Genomic DNA, 15,466 nt, shown 5'->3' with positions numbered 1-15,466 from the left:
AGGACAACGACATGACCACCGATTCCCGCCGCATCGCCCTTGTCACCGGCGCCACCCGTGGCCTCGGCCTCGAAACCGTCCGCCAGCTCGCCAGCGAAGGCCTGCACGTTCTGCTCGCCGGCCGCGACCACACCCGCGCCGTCGCCGCCGCGCTGCCGTTCCAGGCCGAAGGCCTGTCGGTCGAAGCGATCGCGCTCGACGTCACCAGTGCGGTCAGCATCGACAAGGCCGCACGCGACGTTGCCGAGAAGTTCGGCCGCCTCGACGTGCTGGTGAACAACGCAGGCGTGTTCGTCGACGACTTCAGCCTGGCGCCTTCGCAGCAGTCGCTGCGCACCTGGCGCGACACGTTCGACACCAACCTGTTCGGCGTCATCGCCACCACGCAGGCGTTCCTGCCGCTGCTGCGCGCCGCGCCCGCCGCACGCATCGTCAACGTCTCCAGTCTGCTCGGTTCGCTGACCTCGCATACCGATCCGTCGTCGCCGATCTTCGAGTTCAAGATGCCGGCGTACAACGCGTCCAAGAGCGCGCTCAATGCATGGACGGTGCATCTCGCGCACGAACTGCGCGGCACCGGCATCAAGGTCAACGCCGTGCATCCGGGTTCGGTGAAGACCGACATGAATGCGCAGGGCGATCTCGACGTGCAGACGGGTGCGCGCACCGCCGTCGAAATGGCGCTGCTCGGCGCCGACGGCCCGAATGGCGGCTTCCATCACCTGGGCGAGGTGCTGCCGTGGTGAGACGACTGCTTCCGCTCGCCGTCGCCAGCGCCCTGCTGGCGGCGTGCAGCGTCGGGCCGAACTACGTGCGGCCGGATTCGCCGATGCCCGATCACTTCGTGCGTGCAGTGGCGAACGACGCACCGGCGCCGTCGAACGCAGGCGATGCGCGCGAGTTCTGGCATCGCCTGAACGACCCGGTGCTCGATCGCATCGTCGACGACACGCTCGCCGCGAATTACGACCTGCAGGCGGCGGTCGCGCGTTTCGATCGCGCGAATGCATTGCTGCGCGGCGCACGTCTCGACCTGTTGCCGACGGTGACCGCGCATGGCGAGGCTTCGCGCGATCACCTCAGCCATGATCAGGGCGGCGACGGCACCGACCTGCGCAGCTATTCGGCGCAGGCGGTGGCGAGCTGGGAGATCGACCTCTCCGGCCGCATCCGTCGCGGCATCGAAGCGCAGCGTGCGGATGCGTGGGCCACTGCTGCCGATCTCGACGCGCTTCAGGTCAGCCTGGTCGGCGATGCAGTGCGCACGTACGTCGAACTGCGTGGCACGCAGGAACGTCTGCGCGTGGCGCGCGAGAACGCGGCGAACCAGCAGGAGTCGCTGCGGCTCGTGAAGTCACGCGTCGATGCCGGGCGCGACAACGACTTCGACCTCGTGCGTTCCCGCGCGTTGCTCGAGACCACGCAGTCGCGCATTCCCGCGCTGGAAGCCGAGGAGGGCGCGGCCATGCATCGGCTCGCGGTGCTCACCGGTCGAACGCCGGAGGCATTGATCGCGACGTTGTCGCCGGTCGCGCCGATTCCGATTGTCGATGCCACGCTCGATGGCGAGACGCCGGCATCGGTCGTGCGTCGTCGTCCCGATGTCGCCGCGGCCGAACATCGGCTGCACGCAGCAACGGCGCGCATCGGCGTCGCCACCGGGGATCTGTTCCCGAAGCTGACGCTTGGCGGGCTGTTCGGCACGCAGGCCATCGATTCGGGCGACCTGTTCGGGTCGGGCACGCGCACGCGTTTCGTCGCGCTCGGCATCGACTGGTCGTTCCTCGACATCGGCCACGTGCGCGCACGCATTCGTGCGGCGGATGCCGATGCGGATGCCGCGCTCGCAGACTACCAGCAGGCCGTGCTGCTCGCGCTCGAAGACACCGAAACCGCGCTGCTGCGGCACGACCGTGCGAACGCTGAAACCGAAGGTCTCGCGCGCGCCGCGGCCGACAGCACACGCGCCGCAGAACTCGCACGCCTGCGTTATCGCGCGGGTGCGTCGAGTCTGCTCGAAGTGCTCGACGCTGACCGCGTACGACTGCAGGCGGAGGATGCATTGGCCGATGCACGCGCGCGCTCGGCGGTGTCGGGCGTGGCGGTGTATCGCGCGCTCGCGTCGGGTTGGCCGAACCGGCAGGTGCACGTCGCCGACGCGGTCAACGCGTCGACTGCGCAGCGCTGAGTCAGGGCGTCGGTGTCGTCGTCGGCGGCGGCACCGGGCAGCGATGCATGTCCGCCGGCATCGGCAGCATGCAGACGGTGCAGCACTTCGTCGGCGCGCTGTTGGGCATTCCCGACAGTGGCACGTTCGCCGACGGATTGAGCTTGAGCAGCGCGACCCAGTCCTGCCGATTGAAATTGCATGCGGTCGGCAGGCCGGGGTCGCATTCGGGCTCGCCACCGCTGCGATGCGCGAGCGACCAGAACTTGCCCTGGCGATTGAGCGGCAGCACGCGCATGGTCACGCCCTGCAGCACGTTGCCGCCGACCAGGCGCGCGCGGCTGTTGGCGGTCGACACCACGATGTCGCAGTGCATCGGCAACGCGCCGGACGACTGACCGAGCCAGGTGCGAAACCCCTGCACGCCGTACACCTGCGAGGTACGCACGAAGCACACCAGATCCCCGGTGGTCGGCGCCTCCGCATCGGGGTCGGCGAGCCGATACGGCCCGGCGTCGCCACCGCGGAACGCGTCGCGCACGTAGTCCACATGTCGCGCTGACGGCTGGAAGCCCGGCACGCCGGCATGCGTCAGCACATAGGAAACGAACACCGCCGACCATGGCGTGTCGATCAGGAACGTGCGGCACAGCGCCGCGCCGACGCTGCTGCCGCTCGCGCTATTGCAGTCGGCATCGCCCGCCAGCCCCGATGCCGGCCACGACACGCCGCTGCCCTGCCAGTACATCGCCACGCGCCGCCATGCAGGCGTCGCACCGTCGCGCAGACGCGAACTCTCGGCTTCCGAGATGTGCATGTTGGCGAGACGCCCGTTCTCGTCGATGAAGGGCGCGTACCAGAGGTCGTGCTCGGCGCAGGCGATGCGCGCGATGCGCGACGCCGTGTCGTTCGCGCTGGCGGTCGACGGATCGGCGCAGACGTCGGCCTTCGCATCGACCGCGAAGCCGAACGCGAGCGCAGCAAACGCGAGGCAGGACAGGCGGGAAAGGGCCACGTGCATCCACCGGACGGAGCAACAGCCGCCGACGCTCGCACAGTCGGTGTTGCGCGGGAGTTCACGTGTTCAGCGTGGCCGAGGCCGTACGGAGGCTGCGCGCGCAAGTCACAGCGCTGGACACTCGCTGCCTGCGTGGGGTGATGCGGACATTCCGAATGTCTAGGCCGATGAGCGTGCTGGTCACGTTCGGAACAACGAGGCGCGCCACAGCAGGCAGTCGCTCGTCGATGACTGTCGCGCGTTCGCCAGCATGCCGCCGACTGCCGCTTGTCGGAACTGGTCGTCACTATCTGGCGGACCATTTCATGTAAGCGTACAGTCGTCTTCCATGAAAGGTGACCGCCCCCGCAGCTCGACGGACTATGTCCGCGAATTCCGCAAGCGGATGCGGGAGTCGGGCCTCGTCAAGCGCGAAGTCTGGATTCGTCCCGAGCGGGCGCCCGAGCTGGCCGCCGTGGAAAAACAGCTGCGGCAAATGCCGGGTGCGGCGTCGGGTCTGGACGGTGAGCGCTCGGCGTTACCCGGCTGGACGGTCCACGCCTTGGCCGCGGCGCTGGCCGCGACGCGTGCAGTGCTGGCCGGCCGCGTGACCGTCGAGCTGATGGAGGGCGCCGAGCCGAGCCTCCACGTGGTGATGCACGACTACGGCGACCTGCCGGTGTTCGTGGCGATCGGCGGCGAGCAGATCATCGTGCAGGTGCTGATGTGGCCGGTGCACGACGTCGTGGACACCGCCGCATTCGACGTCCACGTGCTTCGTACGCATAAGTTGCTGCCGCTGAGCACCATGGGCATCGAGCCGGTCGGCGGCGTCATGAGCTACATCATGTTCGGCTCGCTCGACACGCACTCGAGCCTGGCCAATGTCGTCTTCGAGATCGAGACCCTCGCCGAGAACGTGTTGAGTGCGGCTGAGTCGTACGCGCCCTTCCTTCGGCCCGGCCTGCTCGACGAGGCGGCCGCATGAACCCGATCAGCCGCTTGGTGGGGCGCGTGCGCGAGCAGCTCGTCGAGCTGGGCGAAAGCCTTGCCGGCCTGCAGGCCGAACGCGCACTCGACGACCGCATTCGCGCGGCCGATGACCAGCTGCGCGACTGGCGCGGCTCGCTTGCCGAGTTCCGCGCGCGCCAGCTTGCTGCGAAAGAACGCCACGACGCGACGGTAGCGACCATCCTGCAACGCGAGGCCCAGGCGGCGGTCGCCTTGCAGGCCGGACAGGACGCACTCGCGACCGAAGTGGCCGCCGAAATCGACCGCCTGGAACAGGCGCGCGATGACGAAGCCGAACTCATGGCCCAGCTCGACGCATGCATCGCGCAGATGACGCCGCTTGTGGAGCAGGGCGAACGCCAGTTGCGGCGGCTGCGGCACCAGCTCGACGTGCTGCGCGCTGCGCAGGCCGTACAGCGCGCCCAGGACGCGGTGGCCGAGCGTTCGGAAGGCGAGGACGCGCGCCCCCGCACCGCACTCGACTCCCTACAGCGCGCGCGTCGCCAGCAGGAGGAGTCCGCGGCAAACCACGTCGCGAGTGCCCCCAGCGTCAGTGACCTCGACGAGCTCGACGCGAAGCTGCAGGACAGCGGTGTCGATCGTCGCGCACGCGTCGACGCGATCCTTGCGCGCATACGTGCGGCCGTAGAACCGGCGCCGGCGCGCACCACCTCGCGCACCACACGCAGGACGCCGTAATGCACGACTTCCTTGTCACTGCGCTTACCTTTCCCACGCTCGTCTACAGCGTTCTGCTCGCGGTTTGCCTGCTGTACTGGCTTCTCGCCGCGACGGGCGTCATGGACTACCACGCGCCGGATGCGGTGCTGCATGCGCACGTGCACGGCGCAGACTTGCACGCCCACGGCCATCACGCCGAGGCCAGCGATCTCGCTGCGTTGCTCGGCCGCCTTGGACTTGCCGGCGTGCCGGTCATGGTGATCGCGACCGTGCTCAGCTTCTTCGGCTGGATGTGCGCGTACTACGCCCAGCTGCTGGTGCTCGACCATCTGCACACGTCGCTGCGAATCGTCCTTGGCATCGCCCTCGATGTCGCAGCGCTCGTGCCCGGGCTCATCGCCACGTCGCTCGTATTACGGCCCGTCAGCCGCTGGATCCTCGCGTTGCGCCCGCCTATCGAGCCGAGCCTGCTGGGCCGCGTCGCGGTCGTGGGCACGCCTGACGTTGACCATCGTTACGGGCAGGCCACCGTCGACGACGGCGGCGCCGGCTTGATCTTGCAGATCCGTTCCAACGACTCCGGCCGATTCAAGCGCGGCGACCGGGTCGTGCTCATCGAATACCTCGATGCGCAGCATGCCTACCGCGTCATCGCCGAACAGCAGTTCAACAGCCTGTAAGCATCACACCTCAAGGAGAGGTCGCAATGAGTATGTCCCTGATCATGCCGTTCGTTATTGGCACCGGCGCACTGCTGGTGGTGCTGTTCGGCATCTTCGGCCTGTTCAAGGCCTTCTATGTCAAGGTCGAGCAGGGCACCGCGCTGATCGTCAACGACCTCAGCAGCATGCCGAAGGTGCGTTTCACCGGCGGCCTGATCATTCCGGTCCTGTACAAGGCCGAGTACATGCAGATTTCGCTGATCACCCTGCAGGTCGATCGCAAGGGCAAGGAAGGCCTGATCTGCAAGGACAACATGCGCGCGGACATATCCGTCGCGTTCTACCTGCGCGTCAATGAGACCCAGCAGGATGTGCTGCGCGTCGCCAAGGCGATCGGGGCGCATCGCGCGTCGGACAAGGCGGCGGTCGACGAGCTGTTCAACGCCAAGTTCTCCGAGGCGCTCAAGACGGTCGGAAAGCGATTCGATTTCACCGAGCTCTTCGACAAGCGCGAGGAGTTCCGCGACGAAATCGTCAAGGTCATCGGCAGCGATCTCAACGGCTATGCGCTGGAAGACGTCGCGATCGACTACCTCGAACAGACGCCCAAGAATCTGCTCGACCCGAACAACATCCTCGACGCCGAAGGCATCAAGAAGATCACCGAGCTGACCTCGGCGCAGAACGTTCGCACGAACGATCTCGAGCAGAACGCCACGCTCGAAATCCAGAAGCGCAACACGAGCGCGCGCGAAGCCTCGCTCGCCATGGAAAAGCAGGTCGCCGAGGCCGAAGCGCGCCAGGCGCGCGAGGTCGCCGAAGTCCGTGCCCGCGAGGAAGCTGCCGCGAAGAAGGCGCAGGAAGAGCAGCGCCTGATTTCGGAGCAGGCGCGTCTGGAGACCGAGGAGAAACTGCAGATCCGCGACCAGAACAAGCTGCGCGAGATCGAGGTGGCGGAGCAGAACCGCCAGCGCGCGGTCGCGATCGAAGCCGAGCGCGTTAATCGCGCACGCTCGCTCGAACAGGTGACCACCGAGCGCGAGGTTCAGCTGCAGAACGTCGAGCGCGACAAGGCGGTCGAAGCCGGACGCATGGACGTTGCCAACATCACCCGCGAGCGCATTTCCATCGACAAGACCGTTGCGCAGGAAGAAGAGCGCATCAAGGAAGTGCGCGTGGTGTCCGAAGCGGAGCGCCAGCGCCAGGCGCGAGTCATTGCTGCCGAGGCCATCGCGCAGGAAGCGCTCGTGCGGACCGTCAAGGAAGCGGAAGCCGCGGAAGCTGCCTCCAAGCATCGCGCGAACGAAACGACGATCACCGCGGAATCGGAGCTGCAGTCGTCGATCAAGCGCTCCGAGGCCAAGCGCGTGCTTGCCGAAGGCGTCAAGGCCGAGCGTGCGGCGCCGGGCCTTGCCGATGCGCAAGTGCGCGAAGCGAGCGCGTCGGCCATCGAAAAGGTGGGCATCGCCGAGGTTCGCGTGCTCGAGGCGAAAGCGGAGGCGACCTACAAGCAGGGCAATGCCGAGGGTCGCGTGCTCGCCGAAACGCTCGCCGCGCGTGCGCAGGGCGAGGAAAAGCTCGGCCTGGCCAAGGCCAAGGCGACCGAGGCGATCGGTACCGCGGAAGCCGAGGTGCTGGGCAAGCGATTCAATGTCGAAGCCGAGGGCCTGAACAAGCGCTTCGCCGCCCTCGACGAGCTCAGCGACAGCGCGCGTGCACACGAGGAGTTCCGCATGGTGCTCGAGAAGAACCTCGAGCAGGCTCTCGCCGCGATCGCTGCGGGCAAGGACGTCAGCAAGGAGAACGCGGAGGTCATCGCGACGGCACTGCGCGGGGCCAACATTGACCTGGTCGGCGGCGACGGCGGCCTGTTCGAAAGCTTCTCGAAGGCTCTGTCGCTCGGCAAGGCGGTGGAAGGTTTCGCCGCCAAGAGCCCGATCGCGCAGGACCTGATGGAGCGTTACCTCGGCGTCGCCAAGCCCGCGCCGCGCGAGCGCGTGATCGATGCAACGGAACCCGGTGGTGCCGCGCCCATCGCCGCTGCTATCGAACGCGCGGCGCACGCGGCGGACGCAGCGACGGCTAAGCCGACCGCCTGACCAAGGACCGCCGGGCGCTCCGATGCGCCCGGCTCGCTCACGGAATAGAAGGTTTCTGCGATGTCCGAGTCCATTCCAGCGGTCGCGTCCGTGGATGCGTCCACCTCCGCGGTCGACCGCGCCGTTGCCGACGGCAGCGCGTACGAGGTGCTGCGCCGGCGCTTGACCGAGCAGGGCGCGAGGGTGCGCGCCATCGCCGACGCGCTCAATGCGCAGCGCATCAGCGAGTTCGGCGACAGCCGGCTTGAGGTCATCGGCCGTCTGCGCGTGCGCACCGAGCACAACTGCGTCGGGCGCGACATCGTCCCCGTCGGCGACATGCTGCTGTTCGGCTACAACGTTTTCATGGGCCTGAAGACGACGACGGCCGTGTCGGACGTCTTCGCGCTGTACCGCCTGGTCCAAAACGCGGACGGATTCGACGTCGAGGCGGTGGATGCCGCTTCGACCTTCCTCGGCGACGCGCAGTTCGTGCGTGACTTCGCGGAGCTCTACGCGTACTACAAGAACGCGCGCCTTCTGCAGCTCGACGTCTCCGCGGGGAGGCTGCTCGCCGCGTTCCAGATCGGCGAGCGAAACACCGATATACGTGTCTTCCGCTGGGCGGTTTCGCCGCAGGGCGAGATCACCTATATCGACGCGCGTGGCGAACGCGACATCGTGCTGCCGCCGCCTTTCGACTTCGAATGGACGCGCGCGACGCGCGACCTGATGGTCAGCGGCCGCTATCCACACCTGAATATCCTCGACACGCTGTTCGTGGAGACGACGGGTGGCGACCTCACGATCAAGGTCGAAAACAATACGGAGACCGGAGAGGGCCTGCACGCTGAAGCAGTCGATGACGCGACGCAATCGCTCGACGACGCCAAGTTCGATTTCGCCAGGCTCGGCTCGCTGATCCTGCTCAAGGTGCTGCCGTATCGGGAGCAGGCCTGGCGCGGTTTCATCTACAACACGCTGACCGGCAAAATCACCCGGCTCGACGCGATCGTGCAGGCGTGCGTGCAGTTGCCCGAGGACCACGGCCTGCTGTTTCCCGGCGGTTACTACCTGCAGAACGGCGAGCACAAAGCGTTCGACGCGCAGATGGACGGCATGCAGTTCCAGCGCGCCATCCGCTCGCCGAACGGCGAGGATGTGTTGTACATGTTCTACGAACACGAGGCCGGCAGGTCGGCGCTGTTCGTCTACAACATGATCCAGCGCCAGTTACAAAACCCGCTGTTCGGCCATGGCCATGCCGAATTGCCGGACGGCCGCATGGTGCTTTTCAGTGCCGAGGGCGACGCGCCGACGCGTGTGCATGCGATGCAGGTCTGGCAGACCCCGTTCGTTTCCGACGAGGTCGCCGCCGCACGACCCGCGGGCAACAGCTTCATGGGACGACTGGGCAACGCCGAGCTGGTGCGGGGTATTTCGAATCTCGTCGAGCTCGCCCGGGAAATCGAGCGTAGCGACGTCTCGATGGCGCGTTATCAGTTGCTCGTGCAACAGACCCGCCGGTTGTTCGACGCACACCACTGGCTTGACGACGCCCACTGCAACGGCGCGGCCGGTGCATTGCGCGAGGTCGCCGCAACCGGCGAGGCGATGCTCGACGAGTTCGAGAAGGTGGAAGGCATCCGCCGCCAATCCGAGCAGGCCATCGAACAGGCGCGCGCGGAGCACAAGGCGCTGCTCTCCCGACTCACGCCCGAGAACTGGACGCAGGTCCAGGATTATGTCGGTGCGCTCAACGACATCACGCGTCAACGTGGGCAGTTGCTGACGATTCGCGACTATCGCTACATCGATGTCGTAGCCATCGACGCCATGGGCGGCGAACTCGAGGCGGCGCAGGCGCGCATCGGTGCGGCGACGGGCACGTTCCTCGCCGGCCCGACCGCGCTCGCGCCATTCGGAAAGCGCGTCGACGAACTCGACACCGCGGCGCAGCAGGCGCAGACCGCGAAGCAACTAGCCGAGCAGCTCGCAGCGTTGAAGGCGCTCTCCGCCGATCTCGACATGTTGTCCGCGCTCATGGCCGGCTTGAAAGTTGACGACGCGACCGAGCGTACCCGCGTCGTCGACGCCATCGCCGGCATCTATGCGCGGCTCAACCAGGCGCGCGCGCGCGCCGAACAGCGTCGCAAGTCACTCGGCTCCGCGGAGGCGGTCGCGCAGTTCGGCGCACAGTTCACGCTGTTTGGCCAGTCGATCACCGGCGCGCTCGGGCTCGCGACCGATCCCGAAAAGGCGGACGAGCAGCTGTCACGACTCATGGTGCAGCTCGAGGAAATCGAGAGCCAGTTCGGCGAACACGAACAGTTTCTCGGCGACATCCTCACCAAACGTGAAGAACTGCTCGAGACGTTCCAAAGCCACAAGCAGGCGCTACTCGATGAGCGCCAGCGCAAGTCGCAGGCCGTGCTGGATGCGGCGGACCGCATCCTCGGCGGCCTCGGCAAGCGCTGCGAAAAATTCAAGACCATCGACGAGCTCAATGCCTTCTTCGCTGGCGACGCGCTGATTCTCAAGCTGCGGGAACTCGCCGATCGCCTGCGCGCGCTGCGCGACAGCGTGAAAGCCGACGACGTCGAAGCGCGGCTGAAAGCGACGCGCGACCAGGCGGTGCGTGGTCTGCGTGATCGTGGCGACCTGTTCGAGAGCGGTGGCGACGTGATCCGCCTCGGCCGTCATCGCTTCAGCGTCAATACGCAGCCGCTCGATCTCACCATTCTTCCGCGTGGGGACCATCTGGCGCTGCACCTCACCGGCACCGATTTCATGGAGCCCATCGCCGGTGCCGAGCTGGATGAGCTGCGTGAGTACTGGCAGGTATCGCTGGAGTCCGAATCGACGGACCTCTATCGCGGCGAATATCTCGCGGGCGAGGTGTTGGCCGCCGCCGAGGCCGGCACCGATGGCCTCTCACCAAACGCACTGCAGCAACTTGCTGCGGACCCCGACGCGCTTGCCAAGGCCGTTCGCGACTTCGCCGCGCCGCGCTATCGCGATGGCTACGAGCGTGGCATCCACGACCACGATGCCGCGCGCATCCTGCGAGCGTTCCTGAGCCAGCGCGGCGCGGCCGGCACGCTCGTGCACGCGCCGACGGCGCGTGCACTCGCGCTGCTGTTCGTCGCGGGGCAAGCCGAGGACGGTGATGTGCGCGAATGGGCGGGTCGCGCCGCCGGTGCGAAGGCCATGCAGGCGCTTTTCACTGCACGCAGCAGTCTGGACGCCTTGCTCGAGGACATGGCGAAGCGACTCCTGGCATTTATCGAAACCTCTACGTTGCCGTTCGACCCAACGGTCGCGAGCGACGCAGCGGCGTATCTCGCGGACGAACTGACGGCCGGGCAGGAAGGTTTCGTGCTTTCGCGCTACGGGCGCGAGCTCGGCGAAGCGCTCGCCGCGCGCCTCGAGAGTGCAGGCCTGAAAACTGGCTTCGACCTCACGCTCGAGCAGTTCCGCGACCGCCCCGGCGCGCGTTGGCGGCACGCCCTGCACTGGCTCGACGCAATGTGCGGTGACGCGACGCTGTCGCCTCTGCGCGCCTATGTGCCCGAGGCGGCGGCTTGGCTGATGACCCGGGACGCGACCGTCCGCTATGACAATGCGGCCTCGCTGGTTATCAATGTAGAAGGCCTGCTCGGGGAGCATCCACGTATCCAAAATGGTACGTTGGTGCTCGCCATCGATGACCTGCTCGCGCGCCTGCGTTCCCACCGCACGCGTTTCGTGCCCGATTACCGCCGTTACCAATCGCTTCGCCAGGCCATCGCAACGCGGGAACGCGAAGCGCTGCGACTCACGGAATTCCAGGCGCGTCCGCTTACGTCGTTCGTGCGCAACAGGCTCATCAACGAGGTCTATCTGCCGTTGATCGGCGACAACCTCGCCAAGCAGATGGGTACGGTCGGCGAAGGCAAGCGCAGCGACCTGATGGGCCTGCTGATGATGATCTCGCCACCCGGCTACGGTAAGACCACGCTGATGGAATACGTGGCGAACCGGCTCGGACTGATCTTCATGAAGATCAACGGCCCCGCGCTTGGGCACGACGTGCGTTCGGTCGATCCCGCGCAGGCACCCGACGCCACCGCGCGTCAGGAACTCGAGAAGCTCAACCTTGCGTTCGAGATGGGCAACAACGTGATGCTGTATGTCGACGACATCCAGCATACGAATCCGGAATTCCTGCAGAAGTTCATCTCGCTATGCGATGGCACGCGCCGCATCGAGGGCGTGTGGAAGGGGCGCACCAAGACCTACGACATGCGTGGCAAGAGGTTCTGCGTCGTCATGGCCGGCAATCCCTATACGGAGTCCGGCGAGGTGTTTCGCATCCCGGACATGCTCGCCAACCGTGCGGACGTCTACAACTTGGGCGACGTCCTCGGCGGCATGGAGGATACGTTCCTGCTCAGCTACCTCGAGAACAGCCTGACGTCGAACCCGGTGCTGGCGCCGCTCGCGACGCGCGACATGGCCGACCTGTACCTGCTGATCGACCGCGCCATGGGCAAGGAGGTTTCGACCAACGCGCTGTCGCATGCCTATAGCGCGGCGGAGGTCAACGAGGTCGTCGCAACCCTTCAGCGCCTGCTTGCCGTGCGCGACGTGGTGTACCGCGTGAACCAGGAGTACATCGCGAGCGCAGCCCAGGCCGACAAGTACCGCACGGAGCCGCCGTTCAAGCTCCAGGGCAGCTACCGCAACATGGGCAAGCTCGCCGAGAAGGTGTCGCCGGTAATGAACGACGCCGAGCTGCAGCAACTGATCTCCGATCACTATCTCGGCGAAGCGCAGTTGCTCACGCAGGGCGCCGAGGAGAACCTGCTCAAGCTCAAGGAGTTGCGTGGGCTGTTGACCGATGAGGAGTCCGCGCGCTGGGCGCAAATCAAGCGCGACTTCCTGCGCAACCGCGCGATGGGCAGCGAGGACGCCGATGTCGGCGGTCGCGTCGTCGCGCAATTGGCGGACATCGCGAGCGGCCTGCAGGCCATGGAAGCGATCGCCGCGCGACCGGCTGAAGCGGTGCCGCCGGCGCCATGGGGTGAGCTGGTCGACCTGCTTCGCCAAACGGTGGATCGCATGGCAACGTCGGCCCCACCAGCAGATCAGGCTCGCACGGGGATCGACGGCGACGAACTGCTGGCGCGCGTACCTGAGGCGCTTCACGGCGCCTTGTCGCCACTGTTGGATGCACTTCGTGTCACGCACGATCAACAGGCTCACGTTGGGGCCGCACTGCTGCAATTGGCGGAATCACTGCGCCAGGCGCAGGCCGTGCGACAGGTGATCGTGGCGCCGTCGAGTACCGTACGCGGGCCGCATCATCCGACGCCGGACGAAGCCACGCTCGATCGCGCGCTCGAACAACTGGGCTCCATTCCATCGCCGTGATCGTGCCCGACGAAGCTTGCGGCGAGAACGTCGACGCTCCGGCCGACGCTGTGCTGCTCGCGGCTATGGCCGATCTGCTCGCACGTCAGCCTGCTACCGCGCTGCTGACCGAATTGCACCGTGTGCTTGAGACATTGGTGCCGGGCGCGACCGGTGGCTCGCGTCTTCTCGACCGGTTGTTCGCACGTGACCTCGTGCGGGCGGCGCACCCCGACCCTGTGGATGCGCGGCTGCGTGTGCACATGGAGCGCAGCGCAGCACATGCCGAGGCGACGCAGGCATTCATGCGCGATGTCGACGCGGCGATCGACGCTGCGAGCTTTCATCTCGAGGCGCTGGCCGAGCGACTCGCGCGCAGCTCTGAGAACAAGGCGGACCAGGCACCCGTGACGCCGGATGACCCGGTGCGCCTCAAGGCGCTCGATGCCTCTTGGCGCATGAGCCGTGCGCAACTCGTGCTTGCACGTGCGGCGGCGGGCGCTGTACTCGATCAGCACCGCCACGTTCGCGACCTGCTGGTGTCGCTCTGGCGGCAAGGGCGTCTCGCCGAAGCGGCCGCCGCGCACGCGCGCACCGCGCGTGAACTCGCCGACCTGCAGTCCGCATTGCACGCCCGTGCCTCTGCCGCTCCTGCTGTATCACCCCCTTCCGTACCGGAGAGCCCGCAATGACCGCATCGACCCAAGACCTCGTCGCCGCGACGCCTCCTGCCCAACTGGGCGAAGCCGACCTGCGGACGCTCGACCTGCAACCCGAAGATGCGCAAGCCGTCGAGGTGCTGCGCAGCGCGCTCGCCGCGCAGCCCGCAACGGAGCTGCAGGGCTTCGGTGCTGACGCCTCGCTGCGGACCACGCAGTTCTCGAGCCAACTGCTCGACCAGGTGCGCAACAAGGATCTCGACGATGCGGGTTCGAAACTCGGCGAAGTGGTGCGCATTGCGCGCTCACTCAACCTGCAGAAGTTCGCGGGTCGCTCCAAGGTGCCGGTAATCGGCGCTCTTATCGATCGCTTCCGCGACGCTCGCGGTGAGCTGGTTCAGAAGTTCAGCACGACCAATCAGCAGATCGATCAGCTGATGCGCGATCTTTCGCGGCAACAGGATGACCTCGGCAAACGCGTGCGCGATTTCGATCGAATGCACGACATCGTGGGCGAAGAGCGACGCCAGTTGGGGCTGCACGTTGCCGCCGGCAAGCTGCGCCTGGTCGAGCTCGAACAAGAGCGCGGCGCACTGGACATCGCCGACGACACGGATTCGCGTGCGCGCCGAAGCGAACTCGACATGGCGATTCGCCTGCTCGACAAACGGGTCGGTGACCTGCAACTCATGCGGCACGCGGCCGAACAGACGTTGCCCATGATCCGCCTCATCCAAGCGAACTCGATGCAGCTCATCGAGAAGTTTGGATCGGTGCGCGACATCACCATTCCGGCGTGGAAGCGCAGTTTCGCCATCCAGCTTTCGCTCAACGAACAGCAGAACGCCGTCCAGCTCGCGACCGCGATCGACGACGCGACCAACGAGCTGATGCGGCGCAATGCTGACCTGCTACGCGAGAACTCGATCGCCACCGCGCGCGCGAACCAGCGCGGTGTGATAGACATCGAGACACTGCAGCACGTGCACGAGCAGCTGATCCAGACCGTGGAGGATGTGCGCCAGATACACCGCGATGGCTTCGAGAAGCGCCGTCAGGCCGAGCAGGATCTTGCCCGCATGCGTGACGACGTGCAGAAGCGGCTGGCGGCGCCACCGGCATGATCGATCTCCAGGCGCTCGACCGCGTACTTCGCGAGTCGGCAGAAGACGCTCATCTCGACAACGAGGAGCGGCTCGAGCTGCGCGACATCGGCCAGCAGGCCACGGCGGACCAGGTGCGCTACCTCCGCAACCGCGCCTTCGACATCGCGCGGGACTCGGTACGCGCCGATCCCTCGACAGCGCTCGAGCTGCTGCGTTGGCTCGAGCAGGTGGTCAAGACACTGGAGGTCGCGGCTGTCGGCGCGAGCGCCGCCACCACCGCGTTTTTTTCGCCCGGTGACGCCTGCCTACGCCAGTTGCAGTCGCTCTGGCAGGGTGCGAAACGTACGGCCGACGCGTGTGTCTTCACGATCTCCGACGATCGCATCACCCGCGCAATCCTCGACGCCCAGCGCCGGGGCGTCACGGTTCGCATCGTCAGCGACGACGACAAGCGCTTGGATACCGGTAGTGACCTCGACGAACTGTCGGCTGCGGGCATTGACGTTCGCACGGACGCCACGCCGTATCACATGCATCACAAGTTCGCGGTGTTCGATGGCGCCACAGTGGCCAATGGCAGCTTCAACTGGACGCGATCGGCCAGCGCCAACAACTTCGAGAACCTCGTCGTCAGCAAAGACCCGTATCTCGCGCGGGTCTTCGCCGGGCATTTCGAAACGTTGTGGAATCGTTTCGCCTGAAATGCGCGGC

Annotated in this window: 11 protein-coding genes; 10 read left to right on the top strand and 1 reads right to left on the bottom strand. The window is 66.5% G+C overall.

Annotation, left to right across the window (positions count from 1 at the left end; genetic code table 11):
• Positions 1 to 11 precede the first annotated feature (11 nt).
• Together ACVWZN_RS12200 and ACVWZN_RS12195 are read left to right on the top strand one after the other, a co-directional pair.
• The gene (locus tag ACVWZN_RS12200) at positions 12 to 746 is read left to right on the top strand and encodes an SDR family oxidoreductase (RefSeq protein ID WP_456954045.1); all 735 of its coding nucleotides are present in this window, start codon (positions 12 to 14) and stop codon (positions 744 to 746) included.
• Positions 743 to 2,188 carry an efflux transporter outer membrane subunit gene (locus tag ACVWZN_RS12195; protein ID WP_456954044.1) on the top strand — a complete coding sequence of 482 codons (1,446 nt, stop codon included), beginning with the start codon at positions 743 to 745 and terminating at the stop codon, positions 2,186 to 2,188. Before ACVWZN_RS12200 ends, ACVWZN_RS12195 begins: the two co-directional genes overlap by 4 nt.
• 1 nt (position 2,189) lies before the next feature.
• Here ACVWZN_RS12195 and ACVWZN_RS12190 read toward each other — a convergent pair whose 3' ends face one another.
• Positions 2,190 to 3,182, bottom strand: a complete 993-nt coding sequence (locus tag ACVWZN_RS12190) for a DUF2272 domain-containing protein (protein WP_456954043.1) — start codon at positions 3,180 to 3,182, stop codon at positions 2,190 to 2,192.
• Positions 3,183 to 3,513: 331 nt separating this feature from the next.
• On the opposite strand from ACVWZN_RS12190, the gene ACVWZN_RS12185 reads away from it, so the two are divergent.
• Genes ACVWZN_RS12185 through ACVWZN_RS12150 form a run of 8 tightly spaced genes read left to right on the top strand, consistent with a single transcriptional unit; the run spans position 3,514 to position 15,456 of the window.
• Positions 3,514 to 4,152, top strand: coding sequence for a YjfI family protein (locus ACVWZN_RS12185; RefSeq protein WP_456954042.1), 639 nt, complete (start codon positions 3,514 to 3,516; stop codon positions 4,150 to 4,152).
• Entirely contained in the window at positions 4,149 to 4,874 is a 726-nt protein-coding gene (locus tag ACVWZN_RS12180; RefSeq protein WP_456954041.1) for a PspA/IM30 family protein, read from the top strand. The genes ACVWZN_RS12185 and ACVWZN_RS12180 overlap by 4 nt, the downstream gene beginning before the upstream one ends.
• Positions 4,874 to 5,536, top strand: coding sequence for a hypothetical protein (locus ACVWZN_RS12175; protein ID WP_456954040.1), 663 nt, complete (start codon positions 4,874 to 4,876; stop codon positions 5,534 to 5,536). Before ACVWZN_RS12180 ends, ACVWZN_RS12175 begins: the two co-directional genes overlap by 1 nt.
• A gap of 26 nt (positions 5,537 to 5,562) precedes the next feature.
• On the top strand, positions 5,563 to 7,617 hold the full coding sequence (locus ACVWZN_RS12170; protein ID WP_456954039.1) for a hypothetical protein: 2,055 nt from the start codon (positions 5,563 to 5,565) through the stop codon (positions 7,615 to 7,617).
• A 60-nt stretch (positions 7,618 to 7,677) separates the two neighbouring features.
• Complete coding sequence (locus tag ACVWZN_RS12165; RefSeq protein WP_456954038.1) at positions 7,678 to 13,011, top strand: DNA repair ATPase; 5,334 nt, start codon at positions 7,678 to 7,680, stop codon at positions 13,009 to 13,011.
• Positions 13,008 to 13,682, top strand: a complete 675-nt coding sequence (locus ACVWZN_RS12160) for a hypothetical protein (RefSeq protein WP_456954037.1) — start codon at positions 13,008 to 13,010, stop codon at positions 13,680 to 13,682. Before ACVWZN_RS12165 ends, ACVWZN_RS12160 begins: the two co-directional genes overlap by 4 nt.
• Positions 13,679 to 14,773 carry a toxic anion resistance protein gene (locus ACVWZN_RS12155; RefSeq protein WP_456954036.1) on the top strand — a complete coding sequence of 365 codons (1,095 nt, stop codon included), beginning with the start codon at positions 13,679 to 13,681 and terminating at the stop codon, positions 14,771 to 14,773. The genes ACVWZN_RS12160 and ACVWZN_RS12155 overlap by 4 nt, the downstream gene beginning before the upstream one ends.
• Positions 14,770 to 15,456, top strand: coding sequence for a phospholipase D-like domain-containing protein (locus ACVWZN_RS12150; protein WP_456954035.1), 687 nt, complete (start codon positions 14,770 to 14,772; stop codon positions 15,454 to 15,456). The genes ACVWZN_RS12155 and ACVWZN_RS12150 overlap by 4 nt, the downstream gene beginning before the upstream one ends.
• The last annotated feature ends 10 nt before the right edge of the window (positions 15,457 to 15,466 follow it).

This window comes from Lysobacter sp. HA35 (genome assembly GCF_054061195.1).
Note: the sequence above shows the minus strand (reverse complement) of the source record. Positions and strands in the feature narration are given on the sequence as shown.

Coding starts and splice junctions, on each gene's coding strand:
- ACVWZN_RS12180 (WP_456954041.1), top strand. CDS start 4,149: ATGAACCCGATCAGCCGCTTGGTGGGGCGCGTGCGCGAGCAGCTCGTC.
- ACVWZN_RS12150 (WP_456954035.1), top strand. CDS start 14,770: ATGATCGATCTCCAGGCGCTCGACCGCGTACTTCGCGAGTCGGCAGAA.
- ACVWZN_RS12200 (WP_456954045.1), top strand. CDS start 12: ATGACCACCGATTCCCGCCGCATCGCCCTTGTCACCGGCGCCACCCGT.
- ACVWZN_RS12185 (WP_456954042.1), top strand. CDS start 3,514: ATGAAAGGTGACCGCCCCCGCAGCTCGACGGACTATGTCCGCGAATTC.
- ACVWZN_RS12175 (WP_456954040.1), top strand. CDS start 4,874: ATGCACGACTTCCTTGTCACTGCGCTTACCTTTCCCACGCTCGTCTAC.
- ACVWZN_RS12155 (WP_456954036.1), top strand. CDS start 13,679: ATGACCGCATCGACCCAAGACCTCGTCGCCGCGACGCCTCCTGCCCAA.
- ACVWZN_RS12165 (WP_456954038.1), top strand. CDS start 7,678: ATGTCCGAGTCCATTCCAGCGGTCGCGTCCGTGGATGCGTCCACCTCC.
- ACVWZN_RS12170 (WP_456954039.1), top strand. CDS start 5,563: ATGAGTATGTCCCTGATCATGCCGTTCGTTATTGGCACCGGCGCACTG.